Here is a 15231-nt window from a genome sequence, read left to right as displayed (position 1 = left end):
TGCGCACTTTTCCTGGAATTGCTCTAAAATGCCGTGCGTACCCTGAGCCTTAGCACCCCTAGCAAACTCACTCCCCGCACCAGCAGGAAGACGTGCAGCGATGCCCAGAGCCCATTGTTGCCGAAGGCCGGCGCAAGCGTGATCAGCGCAACGCTGAAGGCGAGGAACGACAAAAGCATCATGTTGCGCATGTCGCGCGACCAGGTGGCGCCGATGAAGACGCCATCCATCTGGAAGGCGAGCACGCCGCTCAGCGCCGTGAAGGCGGCCCAGGGAAGGTAGGTGTCGGCGACCGCGCGGACCTCCGGCGATGTCGTCACCAGCGCCACCAGACTGGCGCCGGCGGTCAGCAAGATAAGCGTGGCGATACCGGCAAGACCAAAACCCCAGATCAGCGTCAAGCGGACGGCCTGCCGGAATGGGGCCGGCGCATGCGCGCCGATGGCGCGGCCGGCAAGTTGCTCGGCGGCGGTGGCGAAGCCGTCGAGGAAATAGCCGGCGATCAGGAAGAAATTCATCAGCACCGCGTTGGCGGCAAGCGTCACCGTGCCGAACTGCGCGCCCTGCCTAGTGAACAGCGCGAAGGCGGCAAGCAGCGAGAAGGAGCGGATCATGATGTCGCGGTTGAGCGACAGCATGCGCCGGTAGGCCGGCAAATCGAGGATGCGCCGGCGCGACGGCCGCTCCAGCTGGCGGAAACGGGCGAGCACGATGGCAAGGCCAAGCAGCATGGCCAGGAACTCGCCGGTGACCGTCGCCCAGGCGACGCCGGCAACGCCCCAGCCGAGCTCGAGGCCGAGCAGGAAGCAGAGCGCGATGTTGATGCCGTTGAGCACCGCCTGCAGCATCAGGCCGAGACCGCCTTCGCCGCGTCCCAGCACATAGCCCAGTATGGCGTAGTTGATAAGCGAGAAGGGCGCGGCGAGCAGCCTGATGCGGATATAGACCGACATCGCCGCGCTGACGCGCGGCTCGGCGCCCATGAACCATTGGCCGGCGACGGCAAAGAGCGGCGAAAGGGCTGCGAGTATGACGCCCGCGACGACCGCGATCAGCACGGCGCGCCACAGCACCGCCTGCTCCTCCAGCGCATCGCCGCGCCCGAAGGCCTGAGCGACGAGGCCGGTGGTGCCCGAACGCAGGAAGTTGAAGGTGGTGAAGACGACGTCGAAGACCAGCGACCCCGCCGCCAGGCCGCCGAGCAGTGCGGCGTCGCCGAACTGGCCGACCACCGCCGTGTCGACGATGCCGAGCAACGGCGTCGTCAGGTAGGCAAGCGTCATCGGCACGGCGATCGCCAGAACCGAACGGTTGGTGACGACGAAAGACCTGGCGTTGGCTTGAATCGCATCCAAGGGATTGCTGCCTGGCTGATTGCGGCTTGATCGAGGACCCGATGTGCCTCAGTTTGCCGGCCTCGCGCAACCACCATCCGCCGAACTGCCAACCGAATTTCAGAGCTTGCGCCTCCCGATCCATGCCGCTGCAGATTGTCCATCATCCCGGCTATGACGCCGGCTTCGCCGTCAACCACCGCTTTCCGATGAGCAAATATCCGCTGTTGATGGAGGCCTTGCGGATACGAGGGCTGGCGATACCCGGCGCGCTTTCGATGCCGGAGCCGGCATCGGCTGCACGGCTGAAGCTTGCGCATGCGGCCGACTATGTCGACCAGGTGATCGCCTGCCGGGTGCCGGAGAAAATAGAGCGGGAGATCGGCTTTTCGGTCGGTCCGCGGGTGTCGCTCAGGGCACAGCTCGCTACGGCAGGCACGCTGCTGGCCGCCAGGCTGGCACTTGAGCACGGCATTGCCTGCAACGCTGCCGGCGGCAGCCATCATGCCAGGCGCGCGCAAGGCGCCGGCTTCTGCACCTTCAACGACGTCGCCGTCGCCTCGCTGGCGCTGCTGGCGGAAGGCGCCGTCGAAAACGTGCTGGTCGTCGACCTCGACGTGCATCAGGGCGACGGCACGGCCGACATCTTGAAGGACGAGCCTCGCGTCTTCACCTTCTCCATGCATGGCGAACGCAACTACCCGGTGCGCAAGATCGCCTCCGACCTCGACGCCGCACTGCCGGACGGCACCGGCGACGACGCCTATCTCGACCGGCTTGCCACCATCCTGCCGCAACTATCCTGGCAAAGGCGCTGGGACATCGTCTTCTACAACGCCGGCGTGGATGTCCACGCCGAGGACAGGCTGGGGCGGCTGGCGCTAACCGACAATGGCCTCAGCGCCCGCGAAGACATGGTCATCGGCCATTTCCGCAAGCGCGGCGTGCCGCTGTGCGGCGTCATCGGCGGCGGCTATTCGGCCGACGTGCCGGCGCTGGCCGCGCGCCACGCCATATTGTTCGAGGTGGCGTCGCGATATGAGTGATTCTAGGGCGTTTCGCCGTTTCACGGAAACGGCGAAACGCCCTATCTCTTTGTTTTTACGCAATTCCGGACGGAAGGCTACGGCGAAGTCGCCGAGCCTAACCGCTTACACTTTTCCTGGAATTGCTTTGGTCTCGCTATTTCCTGTAGCTGGCGATCCTGAGCAGGATGAATGCCGGCACGACGATCGCGGCGCCGAGCAGGATAAAGCCCAGGAAGCGGTCTATGGCGTGGAAGCCGAGATTCCACAAATCGATGAAGAACTGGCGGATGCCATAGAAGACATCCATCGGCGACCAGCCGAAAGCATGCATGACGAGGCCGACGAGGAAGGAGACCACGAGCAGCTTCAGGAGCACCCTGAGCGGCGTGTCGCCAAGAAAGCGCGTCAGTGCGGACAAGGCCATTCTCCGGTTCGAACCACCCGATTCGGCGGCGCGATATCAGAGATACGCATTCCGCGGAAAGGCATCAAGCGATGGAGGCGCTGGCTCTGCTTTGCCGATTGCTTGAAGCCCCACCATCATGGTAACGAGGGCTCGCGCGGGTATGATGTAATGGTAGCCTGTCAGCTTCCCAAGCTGAACGCGCGGGTTCGATTCCCGCTACCCGCTCCATTTTGCCAGACAAGATTTGCGCCTCTATTTAGGCGCGGTTGCGCTCCAGCCTGCCTCCGGCTTGACCACAGCGGTTTCGTGCTTGTCCTGCCAGCCGTCTATGCCGGCGGGGAACCAGCCGACATTGGTATAGCCCTTCATCACGAGCCGCTTGCCGGCGTTCCAGCTGCCCCAGCATTGCGGGCGGCAGAAGGTCACGATCGGCCTGCCCTTGTCCTTCTCCGTCAGAGCCTCGATGCGGCGATAGAACATCTTCTCTTGCGCATCCTCCAGAGAGGCCGCTCCGGCGCCCGGCATCCACACCGCCCCGGGCATTGAACGATGGGTAGGAAGCCAGAGCCCGTCCTTGGGAAAATCGTCCGGCTTCCTGTCGGCCGGTCCGACGTCGAGCAGGAGCGGCTTCTTGGCCATCAGCACCTCGAGGGCGGTGAGGTCGAGCACCCTTGCGCCTGAGAGCGTCGCCGGCGTCTCGCCGTGCATCGGCCCGGTCCACAGGCCGCTGGGCTCGGGCACAGGGTCGGCAACAGCGATGCTCGAGAAGAGCGCGACCCCAGCAACGACGGCCGCCATCCTGGCAATTTGAACCACGGAACGCATCTCCGGACCCGATCAGTTCATCGCAGCCGGAATGTCGAAGCCCTGCTCCCAATGTCCATCCTTGGTATCGGAAGCAACGACCTTCAGCGGCTCTCTGCCGTTCGGGACGAAGGAGAAAGTGATGACCGGATTGGTGGAGAGCGAGATATCGGCTTCGAGGTCGAACACCTTGGCATTGCCGGAGGACACGGACATCTTGTTGATGTAGCGCGGCGGCGTGAAGTATTGCGTTATCGGGTTCTTCTGCATTCCGTTGAAATTGGGATGACGGATCATCAGCGTCGCCTCTACCGGCTTGCCTGCCGCCCCCTCAGCGAATTTCATCCGCATCTCGCCCATGCCCGCCATGGCCTTCTCGTCGCTGGCCGCAACCGGCGCCGAGCAGCCACCGGAAGCCTTCACGAAGGCGGCGGTCTCGAAGAGCTTGCCATCCTTGGTCTCCGCCACAGCGTGAACATTCGTGTAGGTATCGACCCTCACGCGCAACTGCACCGATCCGGCATCCGCCGCAGGCCCAAACGTGAATTTGGCCGCGAAAGGCGCCGGATTGTCGTCGATGACCAGATAGACCGACTTGATCTCGTTCTTGTCGGGCATCGTCAGCGTGATCGGGACGAGCGCGGCATCCTGCGCCCGCTTGGGCGCGTCGAGCTTGATCAGTGTTTCGGTGGGCTCGACCTTGTGGTCGCCGAACAGATACTGTGCGATCTGGTTCCAGCGTTCCTGCCGCTCAGGCTCCATGCTGGCCGGCTCCGAGGCCGATGCTCCTGTGAGCGGCACCCCGGCAAGGATGGCGAGGCATATGGCAAGCGGCAGAATCTTCATGGTCTCCTCCTTGTCGGCCTACTCCCACTCAAGCTCCTTGTAAGCCTGGATGACATTGCGCTCATTGTAGTCGTCGAAGAGCACCCAGCGGTTCCGCTCCGATTGAGCGACGGAGCGAGCGGCATCCTCGATCGAAACGCCCGAGGCTATCGCCTTGCGCGTGCCGTCGCTCAAGGTGGACAAGTAACGCGTCAAGTCAGCCATGGCGGGAGTCACATCCACGATCGGCGGGCCATGGCCAGGCACAGCGCGAGAGGCGCCGAGCGCCTTGAGCTTGTCGAGCTCGGCGAGCCAGCCCGGCAAGCTGCCGTCGAGCGAAGGAACCCGGTTCACGAAAAGCAGGTCGGCCGGAAAGAGCAGCCCGGTCTCGACATCCAGCATCGACAGATCGCAATCTGTATGCCGTCGCATGCGCGCTCAGCCGGACAATGCGGCCTCCCAAGTCGATTTCCGCGCCGTCCTTCACCTCCTGGGTGGGATAGACGATACTGCCGGCGCTCCCGGCGCCGAGGATCTCCGAAAGCCGCTTCCGGTAGAACTCGCCGCGCGCCTCCAACGCCGACCGCAGCGCGTGATGTCCGACAAAGGCAGGGCGGTCCTCGACGAAGGCCGCCGCGCCGAAAGAATGATCGGGGTGAACATGGGTGATCAGCACATGGCGGATGGGCTTGTCCGTCCGCTTCCTGATCTCGGCCCTCAGCCACTCGCCATCCGTGAGGCTGCCGCCAGAATCCGTGACCAGCACGCTATCGCGCCCGACGATGAAGCCGATATTGGCGATGCCTCCGTGGTTGGCGGCCGCAGCTTCCTCGTGCAGAGCTGCGCGAACGAAAATGCCTGGCCCCACCTCCGTGATGGTCGCAGCAGCCAAGCTGCTCGGCAGGCAGCACAGGCAGAGTCCGCCGATCAACGCCGCGCGCCGTGAGATCGGAAGAGCCGCCACAGCCCCGACGCCAGGCCGGCCCGGCACATCCTTCAACAAGGACGAAATATGCATATGGGCGTATAGCATGCCGGCGCGCAGCCGGCATATTGGCCAAAATATCAACTGACGAAACAGGCGCCGGCGACGGGATGGCCGAACAGGCGGATTGCCGGAAGTCGAAGCCCGCACGGGCGATAGCGATTTACATCAAGGGAACTCGGATCTTGCACAAAGAGGCAAGATCCGAGTTCGGCGTGCCCAGCGGGTGACGCCGTTACAGCCAGATCCACACGCGCTCGCGCCGGCAACGGCGGTGCCAACGGCCACGATGCCAGAAGCGACGGCAGACATGCCTCCAGCCGCGCCGGCGACCGCGACGACGGTGGCGCCAGCGCCAATGTCCGCCTCCGTGCCCGTGTCGACGATGGTGACGACGGTGCGCGACCAATTCCACTTGGGCCGGATCGTCGCCTTCGAAGACCGCATTATCTGGCTTGTCGAGCTCGTCCAGAATTCCATTGCCGGCGGGAATACCGGCAACGGCCTTGCCAGGTCCGGCCAGGCTTGCAAGTGCGGCCGCCCCCGCAACGCCAAGCATTCCAGTCAGAAACAACCGACGTTCCATCGAAACCTCCAGAGCTGTTGAGCATCGGCAGCTCTTCCCTCACCCGCAACGGGCTCCAGCGAGCGGCCGATCGGTTTGAACGTACAAGTAGTATTCTCGTTCCATTACCCCACTTCGCGCAAGATGAAGTCGTGCAACATTTTCGCGGCGGGCGAGAGCACCCGGTTCTTGACCGTGATCAGGCTGTAGGGCCGGACCTCGATGTCGAACTCGGTCTGAACCACGTCGATGGCGCCGGCCAGCCCGTCGGGGCCCTGGATGAACTTGGCGACCTGGATCGAGACCGGCGCGATGGCGTCGGACTGCGCCACCATCACCAAAGTGAGCAACAGCGAGGAGGTGTTGAGGATGCGGTCTGGCAGCGGAATGTCGCGGTTCAAGAAGTTGCTTTCCATCGCCTGGCGCAGCGGCGAGCCGCCGGACTGGAACACCCAGTCATAACCCGCCGTCTCCTCAAGCCGCACCATCTTGCCGCTCGCCAGAGGGTGGCCGCGGCGCACGATGAGGCAGGCCTTCTCCACACCGATGACGCGCGATTCGAAGAGCCGCGGATTGAGGTCGTCGGGGATACGGGCGATGATGAAATCGTGGCGCGAGGCGATCAGCTCGCGGGCGAGCACATTCGAGGTCTCGACCTGCATGGTGATCTCGATGCGCGGGTAGATGCGGCGGATCTCGCGGATCGCCGGCACGGCCAGTTCGATCGCCGGCGCCGTCACGGCGCCGAGGAAGACCGAGCCGCCCTTGCCGGCCTTGAGCTCGGAAATCTCGCGATCGGCCTCGCGCATCTCGAGCAAGATAGAGCGGGCACGGCGGGCAAGCGCGAGGCCGTAAGGGGTCAGCGTCACGCCGCGCGGCAGCCGCTCGCACAACTTCACGTCGAGCACCGCCTCCATCTCGGCGATCATGCGCGAGGCGGCCGGCTGGGAGATGTTCATGACCTGGGCGGCGGCGCTCACCCGTCCGTGATCGTCCAGCGCGGTGATCATGCGCATGTGGCGAAGGCTCAGGCCGCTGCGCAGCAGCGTCTCGCCGTCTCCTGGCAACTTCTCGTAACTCATTGAAATCACATCATTACCTCTCAATGCCGCCATGAATTGGAGCCTCTCCGCCGTGTCTCTATCTGCTGTTTAAGCTATACCAGTTTCGATATAGCAACCAGCAAAGATCGCATTTGACAGTTATGTCAAAGGAACCCACCCTTCGTGCGTTCCGAGGCGCAGGGGTCGGCAACGAGCAAATTCGTATCGATTGAAACTGCGTCGCGGAGCCGATTGGGAGGATACCGGAGATCGATAAAGCCGACAGTGGCGCGCCAGCGCACCTGCTCGACTGCGCGGCCCGCGAAGCCCCGAGGTGTCGCGTCCATCAACCAGGGAGAGTAATCGTGAAGATCATCAAGACGCTGGCCGCTATCGCGGCTCTTGGCATTGCCGCCACGACCTATTCGGCGCATGCCGCCGACAAGGGTCTCGTCGGCGTGCTGATGCCGACCAAGACCTCGCAGCGCTGGATCAACGACGGCGACGCCGTCAAGTCCCAGCTCGAAGCGCTCGGCTACACCGTCGACCTGCAATATGCGCAGGACGATATCCCGAACCAGCTCAGCCAGCTGGAAAACGAAATCACCAAGGGCCCGAAGGCGCTGATCATCGCTTCGATCGACGGCACCACCATGGCCGACGCGCTGCAGAAGGCCAACGATGCCGGCGTCGTCACCATCGCCTATGACCGCCTGATCAAGAAGACCCCGAATGTCGACTACTACACCACCTTCGACAATTTCGGCGTCGGCGTGATCCAGGCGAATTCGCTGGTCAAGGGCCTCAAGGAGCGTTTCCCGAACACTAAGCCGTGGAACGTCGAACTGTTCGGCGGCTCGCCGGACGACAACAACGCCTTCTTCTTCTACAACGGCGCGATGTCGGTCCTGCAGCCGCTGATCGACAACGGCACGATCAAGATCAAGTCCGGCCAGACGGGCATGGACAAGGTCGGCACGCTGCGCTGGCTCGCCGCGACCGCCCAGGCCCGCATGGACAACCTGCTTTCGGCCAACTACTCGGACGGCAGCCGCGTCGATGGCGTTCTGTCGCCTTATGACGGCCTGTCGCGCGGCATCACCGCCTCGCTGCGCGCCGTCGGCTACGGCACGGATGCCCAGCCCTGGCCGATCGTGACCGGCCAGGACGCCGAGACCGCCTCGGTCAAGCTGATCATCTCGGGCGAGCAGTACTCGACCGTGTTCAAGGATACCCGCGAGCTGGCCAAGTCCACCGTGCAGCTGGTCGACAAGGTGCTCTCCGGCGGCAAGCCCGACGGCCTCGACACCAAGACCTACAACAACGACGTGAAGGTCGTTCCCTCGATCCTGCTCACGCCGCATGAGGTCGACAAGTCGAACTACCAGGCGCAGGTCGTCGACTCCGGCTACATCAAGGCTGCGGACCTGAAGTAATCCGGCAAGCAAAGCAAGGGGTCCTGCGCGACGCAGGGCCCCTTTTCGTTCACAAGCGACCCCGGTATTGTTTTTGTCGGCTTCCGCAGCGCGGTGCGCCGTCACGGGCGCCAAGGGAGCCGCGGCATGTTGATTTCGCGCATGGCATTTTCCTGGATTGGAAGGCCTGCGCCAGGGAGCAGATCCTGATGGCCTCGACGATTTTGGAGATGCGCGACATCACCAAGACGTTCCCCGGCGTGAAGGCGTTGTCGAACGTCAATCTCAGCGTCGAGGAAGGTGAGATCCACGCCGTCGTCGGCGAGAACGGCGCCGGCAAGTCGACGCTGATGAAGGTGCTGTCGGGCGTCTATCCGTCCGGCACCTATGACGGCCAGATCATCTTCCGCGGCCAGGAATGCAACTTCAAGGGCATTCACGACAGCGAGCATATCGGCATCGTCATCATCCACCAGGAGCTTGCCCTGGTGCCGATGCTGTCGATCGCGGAAAACATCTTCCTCGGCAACGAGCATGCCAGCTACGGCGTCATCGACTGGGACGCCAACGAGGCGCGCACGGCCGCCCTGCTCAAGAAAGTCGGGCTCAACGAGGACCCCAAGACGCTGATCACCAATATCGGCGTCGGCAAGCAGCAGCTCGTCGAGATCGCCAAGGCGCTGAGCAAGGAAGTGAAGCTCTTGATCCTCGACGAGCCGACGGCGTCGCTCAGCGAAAAGGACAGCCAGGCGCTGCTCGACCTCCTGCTCGAGTTCAAGCGCCAGGGCATGACCTCGATCCTGATCTCGCACAAGCTCAACGAGGTGAACCGGGTCGCCGACAAGGTGACGGTGATCCGCGACGGGCGCACCATCGAGACCTTGCCCAGGAAGGACATCTCGGAAGACCGCATCATCACCTCGATGGTCGGCCGCTCGCTCGACGACCGCTACCCACCGCGCGAGCCGCAGATCGGCGAGGTCATCTTCGAGGTGAAGGACTGGTCGGTCTACCATCCGATCCACGCCGAACGGCAGGTGATCAAGAACGTCAACCTCAATGTGCGCAAGGGCGAGGTGGTGGGCATTGCCGGGTTGATGGGCGCCGGCCGCACCGAATTCGCGATGAGCCTGTTCGGCCGCTCCTATGGCCGGCACATCACAGGCGAGGTCCTGCACCGAGGCAAACCCGTCGATCTTTCGACGGTGAGCAGGGCGGTGGCAAATGGCATCGCCTATGTCACCGAGGACCGCAAGACCTACGGCCTCAACCTCATCGACCATATCAAGCACAATGTGACGCTGGCCAATTTGGGCGGCGTTTCGAGCCGCGGCGTCATCGACGACATGCGCGAAATGAGCGTGGCCAACGACTACCGCAAGAAGACGAACATCCGCGCCTCCAGCGTCTATCAGCTGACCGGCAATCTCTCGGGCGGCAACCAGCAAAAGGTGGTGCTGTCGAAATGGCTGTTCGCCGACCCGGAGCTGCTGATCCTCGACGAGCCGACGCGCGGCATTGACGTCGGCGCCAAGTACGAAATCTATACGATCATCGCCCGCCTCGCCGCCGAGCGCAAAGCGATCATCGTCATCTCGTCGGAAATGCCCGAACTGCTCGGCATCACCGACCGCATCTATGTGATGAACGAAGGACGCATCGTCGGCGAAATGGCGGCAAGCGACGCCAGCCAGGAAAAAATCATGCGCGCCATCGTTCGGGGAGAAGGAAAAAAAGCATCATGAGCACAGAAAGCGCTCCCGCGCCGCAGAGCGGCGTCGCCGAGGACGTCAAGCAGGGGCAGCGCGTCGCCGTCTCGGCGCTGACGACGAACCTGCGCGAATACGGCCTGATCATCGCGCTGATCGTCATCATGCTGTTCTTCCAGTACACGACGTCGGGAACGCTGTTCAAACCGGTGAACCTCTCGAACCTTGTGCAGCAGAACTCGTTCATCATCGTGATGGCGCTCGGCATGCTGCTGGTCATCGTCGCCGGCTATATCGACCTCAGTGTCGGATCGGTCGCCGGCTTCATCGGCGCGCTCGCCGCGATGATGATGGTAATCTGGCCGCTTGGGATATTCTCGAATCCGCTGGTGGTGTCGATCGTCTGCCTGATCGTCGGCGCGCTGATCGGCGCGGCGCAAGGCTACTGGATCGCCTATCACCGCATACCGAGCTTCATCGTGACGCTGGCCGGCATGCTGATCTTCCGCGGCATCTGCCAGGCGCTGCTTGGCGGCGGCTCCTCGGTCGGCCCGCTGCCGGACAGCTTCAAGGCGCTGAGCTCGGGCTTCATCCCGGACGTCATCGGCCCGCTGACGCTGATCCCGCCGACGGTCAATGCCGCCGGCAAGACCATCGTCGGCAGCGGCCTGACGTTGCACATGACGACGATCGTGCTCGGCCTGATCGCGGTGCTCGCCTATGCCTATTTCGGCTTCAGGACGCGGCGCAAGCGCGAGCGTCATGGCTATGAGGCGGAGCCCTTCCCGCTGTTCGTCATCAAGACGCTGGTGGGCAGCGCGCTGGCGCTGTTCCTGGTCTTCCAGTTCGCCAGTTACAGGGGCCTGCCGGTCGTGCTCCTGGTGATGGGCGTGCTGATCTCGCTGTTCGTCTTCGTCACCAAGCGCATGACCATCGGCCGCCGCATCTATGCCATGGGCGGTAACGCCAAGGCCGCGCAGCTGTCGGGCATCAACACCGAAAGGCTGACGCTGCTCGTCTTCATCAACATGGGCGTGCTGTCGGCCCTGGGCGGCCTGATCATCGCCGCGCGCCTCGGCCAGGCCGTGCCGGCGGCGGGTCTCGGCAGCGAGCTCGACGTCATCGCGGCCGTCTTCATCGGCGGCGCCTCGGCGATGGGCGGCGTCGGGCAGGTGATCGGCGCCGTGGTCGGCGGCTTCATCATGGGCGTCATGAACAACGGCATGTCGATCATGGGCGTCAATGTCGACTGGCAGCAGGTGGTCAAGGGCCTGGTGCTGCTCGGCGCCGTCATCTTCGACGTTTACAACAAGAACAAGGCCTGAAGGCAGGAAGCGGATTTAAGGAGGCATACGGGTTTCAGATCGCGAAGCTGCCGGCAGCCCGTCGGCGCCAAGAAGTCCCGGCAAGGACCAGGCTCGCGAGCGCAATCCGGACGAAGAATTTCAACCGTGGCGTGGGGTCCCCACGCCACGCCGGTCAGGATTTGCCCGCGGGCAGCCTGACCCAGGCAAGATGAGAGAGGGTTCGATATGCTGATCTCCCAGATCCTCGACGACGCCGAGACGATCCGCGTCGTCGCCCGCAATGGCGGCGGCAAGACCAGGGTCATCAACGGCGCGCGCAGCGTCTATTCGCTGGCGATGGAGGCCGCGCGCACCGGCACGGGGCTCGAAGCGCTGATCGAGCGCAAGGGCTATGGCGAGACGGTCGATCTTGATGCCGCCTACAAGAGAGGCAGGCTGGTCTCGCCGATCAACCATCCGGACCCGGCGCATCTGCACCTCACCGGCACGGGGCTGACGCATCTCGGCTCGGCGGCGACGCGCGATTCCATGCACAAGAAGCTCAATGACGGCGAGGAACAGCTCACCGATTCCATGAAGATGTTCCGCATGGGTCTCGAAGGCGGCAAGCCGGCCCAGGGGCAGGTCGGCGTGCAGCCGGAATGGTTCTACAAGGGCAATGGCACGATGGCCGTGGCGCCGGGCGCGGCGCTGATGTCGCCGGCCTTCGCGCAGGACGGTGGCGAAGAGCCCGAGATCGCCGGCATCTATGTGATCGGCGATGACGGCGCGCCGTTCCGCGTCGGCTTCACGCTGTCCAACGAGTTCTCCGACCATGTGACCGAGCGGGTGAACTATCTGTTCCTCGCCCATTCCAAGCTGCGCAACGCCTCCTTCGGCCCCGAGATCCTGATCGGCGACCTGCCGGCCGACATCCGCGGCGCATCGCGCATCTGGCGCGACGGCAAGCTTCTGTGGGAAAAGCCGTTCCTCTCAGGCGAAGCGAACATGTCGCACACCATCGCCAATCTCGAGCACCACCATTTCAAATACTCGGCCTTCCGTCAGCCGGGCGACGTGCATGTGCATATGTTCGGCACCGCGACGCTCTCCTTCGCCGACGGCATCCGGACCGAGGCCGGCGATACGTTCGAGATCGAGGCGCCGGATTTCGGCCTGCCGCTGCGCAATCCGCTGGAGATCGAAAAGCCGGTGAAGGTGGCGGTGAAGGCGCTGTAGGAAGGGTGATCTCCCCCTTCTCGTGGGGGAGATTGGCAGCCTCAGCGCGCTGCCCTGAAATGCTTGGAGAGCTTCAGGCCCTGCGCCTGGTAGTTCGAGCCAAGATCGGTGCCGTAGAGCGCCTGCGGGCGCTTCAGCATGTGCTCGTAGACCAGGCGGCCGACGATCTGGCCGTGGTCGAGGATGAAAGGCACCTCGTGGCTGCGCACTTCGAGCACCGCGCGGCTGCCGCTGCCGCCGGCGGCGGAGTGGCCGAAGCCCGGATCGAAGAAGCCGGCATAGTGGACGCGGAACTCGCCGACCAGCGGATCGAACGGCGTCATCTCGGCGGCGTAAAGCGGCGGCACGTGCACCGCCTCACGGCTTACCAGGATGTAGAACTCGTCGGGATCGAGAACCAACTCGCCGGCGCCGCTCTTATAGATCGGCTCCCAGAAATCGACGACATCCTGCGCGGCGCGCTTGTCGACGTCGACCAGGCCGGTGTGGTGCTTGCCGCGATAACCGACGAGGCCGTCCTTGTCGCCGTCGAGGTCAATGGAGAGCGCGATGCCGCCGCCGGAAATGTTGGGCGGCTCGGTGGCGACCAGCATCTCGGCGCGGTGGAGCTCGCGCAGCTCGCTCTCCGAAAGCACCGCATTGCCGGTGCGAAAGCGGATCTGCGACAGCCGCGAGCCGGCCCGCACGACGATCGGGAAGGTGCGCGGGCTGACTTCGAGGTAGAGCGGCCCGTGATAGCCGGCGGCGATCTTGTCGAACTCGTGGCCGCGGTCGGTCATCACACGGGTGAAGATGTCGAGGCGCCCGGTCGAGCTCTTCGGATTGGCCGAGGCGGATACGCTCGCCGGCAGCGCCAGGCTTTCGAGCAGCGGCACGATATAGACGCAGCCGGTTTCCAGCACCGCGCCCCGGGCGAGGTCGATCTCGTGCAGCTTCAGCCGTTCGAGCTTGTCGACGACCAGATGATCAGGCCCCGGCAGGAAAGAGGCGCGCACGCGATAGGCCTTGTCGCCGAGCCTGAGATCGAGGCTGGCCGGCTGGATCTGGTCGGCGTCCAGCGCGCGCGGCGACTTCAGCGCGTTGGCCTCGAACAGCGCCGCGATGTCCTGATCCGGAAGAATGCCTGTCTGCCGCAAAGGCTGGCTCCGTTCACAAGGGCCGGGCGAGGACCTGAGCAGGCTCTTGCCGCCCGGCTGGTACAAACCTCTTAATGAAGCCGGCAATTGACGCAAGCGCGGCGCGGGTCTAAAGGGTCGTTATCCCGTGGTGATTTGGCCGGTCGGCTTGCAGCCACGTTAAACAAGTCGCTAAAGGACCGTCGAGCCGCAAGGCTGTATGGACCGGTTGCGACTTCGCGGCCGGTTTTTTTGTGTCTGGAAGCAGGGCTATGAGCACCAAGAAGCGCAAATGGAAACCTCAGACGGCACTCGTGCATGGCGGAACATTGCGTTCCGGCTTCGGCGAGACTTCCGAGGCGATGTATCTCACCCAGGGCTATGTCTACGAGACCGCGCAGGCTGCGGAAGCCCGTTTCAAGGGCGAGGAGCCGGGCTTCATCTATTCGCGCTACGCCAACCCGACCGTCGACATGTTCGAAAAGCGCATGTGCGCGCTGGAAGGCGCCGAGGATGCCCGCGCCACGGCCTCGGGCATGGCCGCCGTTGCGGCCGCATTGCTCTGCAGCGTCAAGGCCGGCGACCACATCGTCGCGGCGCGTGCCCTGTTCGGCTCCTGCCGATGGATCGTCGAGACGCTGGCGCCGCGCTACGGCATCCAGGCGACGCTGGTCGACGGCACCGACATCGCCAATTGGGAAAAGGCGATAAGGCCGAACACCAAGCTGTTCTTCCTGGAGAGCCCGACCAATCCGACGCTGGAAGTGGTCGATATCGCGGCGGTCGCCAAGCTCGCCAATTCCATCGGCGCGCGGGTGGTCGTCGACAATGTCTTCGCCACGCCGCTGCAGCAGAAGCCGCTGCAGCTCGGCGCCCATATCGTCGTCTATTCGGCGACCAAGCATATAGACGGCCAGGGCCGCTGCCTCGGCGGCGTCATCCTGTCCGACAAGAAGTGGATCGACGAGAACCTGCACGATTATTTCCGCCACACCGGTCCGAGCCTGTCGCCCTTCAACGCCTGGACGCTGCTGAAGGGGCTCGAGACGCTGCCGCTGCGCGTGCGCCAGCAGACCGAGAGCGCCGGCAAGATCGCCGACTTCCTGGCCGAGCGGCCGGAGATCGCGCGCATCATCTATCCGGGCCGGGCCGATCATCCGCAGGCAGATGTCGTCAAGAAGCAGATGTCGGGCGGCTCGACGCTGATCTGCCTGGACGTCAAGGGCGGCAAGCAGGCGGCCTTCGCTTTCCAGAACGCGCTCGACATCGTGCTGATCTCCAACAATCTCGGCGACGCCAAGAGCCTGATCACGCATCCGGCGACGACGACGCACAAGAACCTCAGCGACGACGCGCGGGCAGAGCTCGGCATCGGACCAGGCACTCTCAGGCTCTCGGTCGGCCTGGAAGACACCGACGATCTGCTGGAAGACATCGAACAGGCGCTGAAGGCGGCCAAGTAAGAGCTGCCGAGGCG

13 protein-coding genes, 1 tRNA gene, 1 pseudogene and 1 riboswitch are annotated in these 15231 nt (G+C 64.0%); of the genes and pseudogenes, 8 read left to right on the top strand and 7 right to left on the bottom strand.

Translation table 11 applies throughout. From position 1 onward, the window contains the following. Positions 1-23: 23 nt before the first annotated feature. Positions 24-1355: an MATE family efflux transporter gene (locus RFM41_RS14175; protein WP_320248812.1), complete on the bottom strand. Its 1332-nt coding sequence runs from the start codon at positions 1353-1355 to the stop codon at positions 24-26. Positions 1356-1477: 122 nt separating this feature from the next. On the opposite strand from RFM41_RS14175, the gene RFM41_RS14170 reads away from it, so the two are divergent. Continuing rightward, entirely contained in the window at positions 1478-2380 is a 903-nt protein-coding gene (locus RFM41_RS14170) for a histone deacetylase family protein (RefSeq protein ID WP_320248814.1), read from the top strand. Positions 2381-2516: 136 nt separating this feature from the next. Here the strand turns inward: RFM41_RS14170 and RFM41_RS14165 are convergent, their stop codons facing one another. Next, on the bottom strand, positions 2517-2786 hold the full coding sequence (locus tag RFM41_RS14165; protein ID WP_320248816.1) for a DUF6460 domain-containing protein: 270 nt from the start codon (positions 2784-2786) through the stop codon (positions 2517-2519). 136 nt (positions 2787-2922) lie between these two features. Here RFM41_RS14165 and RFM41_RS14160 point away from each other — a divergent pair. Next, positions 2923-2996 (top strand) — tRNA-Gly (locus RFM41_RS14160). A 24-nt stretch (positions 2997-3020) separates the two neighbouring features. Here the strand turns inward: RFM41_RS14160 and RFM41_RS14155 are convergent. From RFM41_RS14155 to RFM41_RS14145, 3 genes and pseudogenes are all read right to left on the bottom strand, one after another. Continuing rightward, positions 3021-3593, bottom strand: coding sequence for a rhodanese-like domain-containing protein (locus RFM41_RS14155; protein ID WP_320248818.1), 573 nt, complete (start codon positions 3591-3593; stop codon positions 3021-3023). 12 nt (positions 3594-3605) lie between these two features. Then, positions 3606-4418, bottom strand: a complete 813-nt coding sequence (locus tag RFM41_RS14150) for a quinoprotein dehydrogenase-associated SoxYZ-like carrier (protein ID WP_320248820.1) — start codon at positions 4416-4418, stop codon at positions 3606-3608. Between the two features lie 18 nt (positions 4419-4436). After that, positions 4437-5415: pseudogene (locus RFM41_RS14145) on the bottom strand (quinoprotein relay system zinc metallohydrolase 2). A 94-nt stretch (positions 5416-5509) separates the two neighbouring features. Here RFM41_RS14145 and RFM41_RS14140 point away from each other — a divergent pair. Next, on the top strand, positions 5510-5989 hold the full coding sequence (locus tag RFM41_RS14140) for a hypothetical protein (protein ID WP_320248822.1): 480 nt from the start codon (positions 5510-5512) through the stop codon (positions 5987-5989). Positions 5990-6072: 83 nt separating this feature from the next. On the opposite strand, the gene RFM41_RS14135 is transcribed toward RFM41_RS14140, so the two are convergent. Beyond that, the gene (locus RFM41_RS14135) at positions 6073-7062 is read right to left on the bottom strand and encodes a LysR family transcriptional regulator (RefSeq protein WP_430691530.1); all 990 of its coding nucleotides are present in this window, start codon (positions 7060-7062) and stop codon (positions 6073-6075) included. A 293-nt stretch (positions 7063-7355) separates the two neighbouring features. On the opposite strand from RFM41_RS14135, the gene chvE reads away from it, so the two are divergent. From chvE to araD1, 4 genes are all read left to right on the top strand, one after another. After that, complete coding sequence (gene chvE / locus RFM41_RS14130) at positions 7356-8426, top strand: multiple monosaccharide ABC transporter substrate-binding protein (protein WP_320248825.1); 1071 nt, start codon at positions 7356-7358, stop codon at positions 8424-8426. Positions 8427-8614: 188 nt separating this feature from the next. Further along, positions 8615-10150, top strand: a complete 1536-nt coding sequence (gene mmsA, locus RFM41_RS14125) for a multiple monosaccharide ABC transporter ATP-binding protein (protein WP_320248826.1) — start codon at positions 8615-8617, stop codon at positions 10148-10150. Then, the gene (mmsB, locus tag RFM41_RS14120; RefSeq protein ID WP_320248828.1) at positions 10147-11439 is read left to right on the top strand and encodes a multiple monosaccharide ABC transporter permease; all 1293 of its coding nucleotides are present in this window, start codon (positions 10147-10149) and stop codon (positions 11437-11439) included. The genes mmsA and mmsB overlap by 4 nt, the downstream gene beginning before the upstream one ends. Before the next feature lie 207 nt (positions 11440-11646). Continuing rightward, positions 11647-12639, top strand: coding sequence for an AraD1 family protein (gene araD1, locus RFM41_RS14115; RefSeq protein WP_320248830.1), 993 nt, complete (start codon positions 11647-11649; stop codon positions 12637-12639). Between the two features lie 41 nt (positions 12640-12680). Here the strand turns inward: araD1 and RFM41_RS14110 are convergent, their stop codons facing one another. After that, entirely contained in the window at positions 12681-13775 is a 1095-nt protein-coding gene (locus tag RFM41_RS14110; RefSeq protein ID WP_320248831.1) for a 2'-deoxycytidine 5'-triphosphate deaminase, read from the bottom strand. 117 nt (positions 13776-13892) lie between these two features. Next, positions 13893-13970: riboswitch (SAM riboswitch) on the top strand. Positions 13971-14026: 56 nt separating this feature from the next. Here RFM41_RS14110 and RFM41_RS14105 point away from each other — a divergent pair. Further along, positions 14027-15217 carry an O-succinylhomoserine sulfhydrylase gene (locus RFM41_RS14105; protein ID WP_320248833.1) on the top strand — a complete coding sequence of 397 codons (1191 nt, stop codon included), beginning with the start codon at positions 14027-14029 and terminating at the stop codon, positions 15215-15217. Positions 15218-15231 lie beyond the last annotated feature (14 nt).

It is taken from the genome of Mesorhizobium vachelliae (assembly GCF_033977325.1).
In the GTDB taxonomy this organism is placed as follows: Bacteria; Pseudomonadota; Alphaproteobacteria; order Rhizobiales; family Rhizobiaceae; genus Mesorhizobium; species Mesorhizobium vachelliae.
Note: the sequence above shows the minus strand (reverse complement) of the source record. Positions and strands in the feature narration are given on the sequence as shown.

Coding starts and splice junctions, on each gene's coding strand:
- RFM41_RS14170 (WP_320248814.1), top strand. CDS start 1,478: ATGCCGCTGCAGATTGTCCATCATCCCGGCTATGACGCCGGCTTCGCC.
- RFM41_RS14165 (WP_320248816.1), bottom strand. CDS start 2,786: ATGGCCTTGTCCGCACTGACGCGCTTTCTTGGCGACACGCCGCTCAGG.
- RFM41_RS14155 (WP_320248818.1), bottom strand. CDS start 3,593: ATGCGTTCCGTGGTTCAAATTGCCAGGATGGCGGCCGTCGTTGCTGGG.
- RFM41_RS14150 (WP_320248820.1), bottom strand. CDS start 4,418: ATGAAGATTCTGCCGCTTGCCATATGCCTCGCCATCCTTGCCGGGGTG.
- RFM41_RS14135 (WP_430691530.1), bottom strand. CDS start 7,062: ATGGCGGCATTGAGAGGTAATGATGTGATTTCAATGAGTTACGAGAAG.
- mmsA (WP_320248826.1), top strand. CDS start 8,615: ATGGCCTCGACGATTTTGGAGATGCGCGACATCACCAAGACGTTCCCC.
- mmsB (WP_320248828.1), top strand. CDS start 10,147: ATGAGCACAGAAAGCGCTCCCGCGCCGCAGAGCGGCGTCGCCGAGGAC.
- araD1 (WP_320248830.1), top strand. CDS start 11,647: ATGCTGATCTCCCAGATCCTCGACGACGCCGAGACGATCCGCGTCGTC.
- RFM41_RS14105 (WP_320248833.1), top strand. CDS start 14,027: ATGAGCACCAAGAAGCGCAAATGGAAACCTCAGACGGCACTCGTGCAT.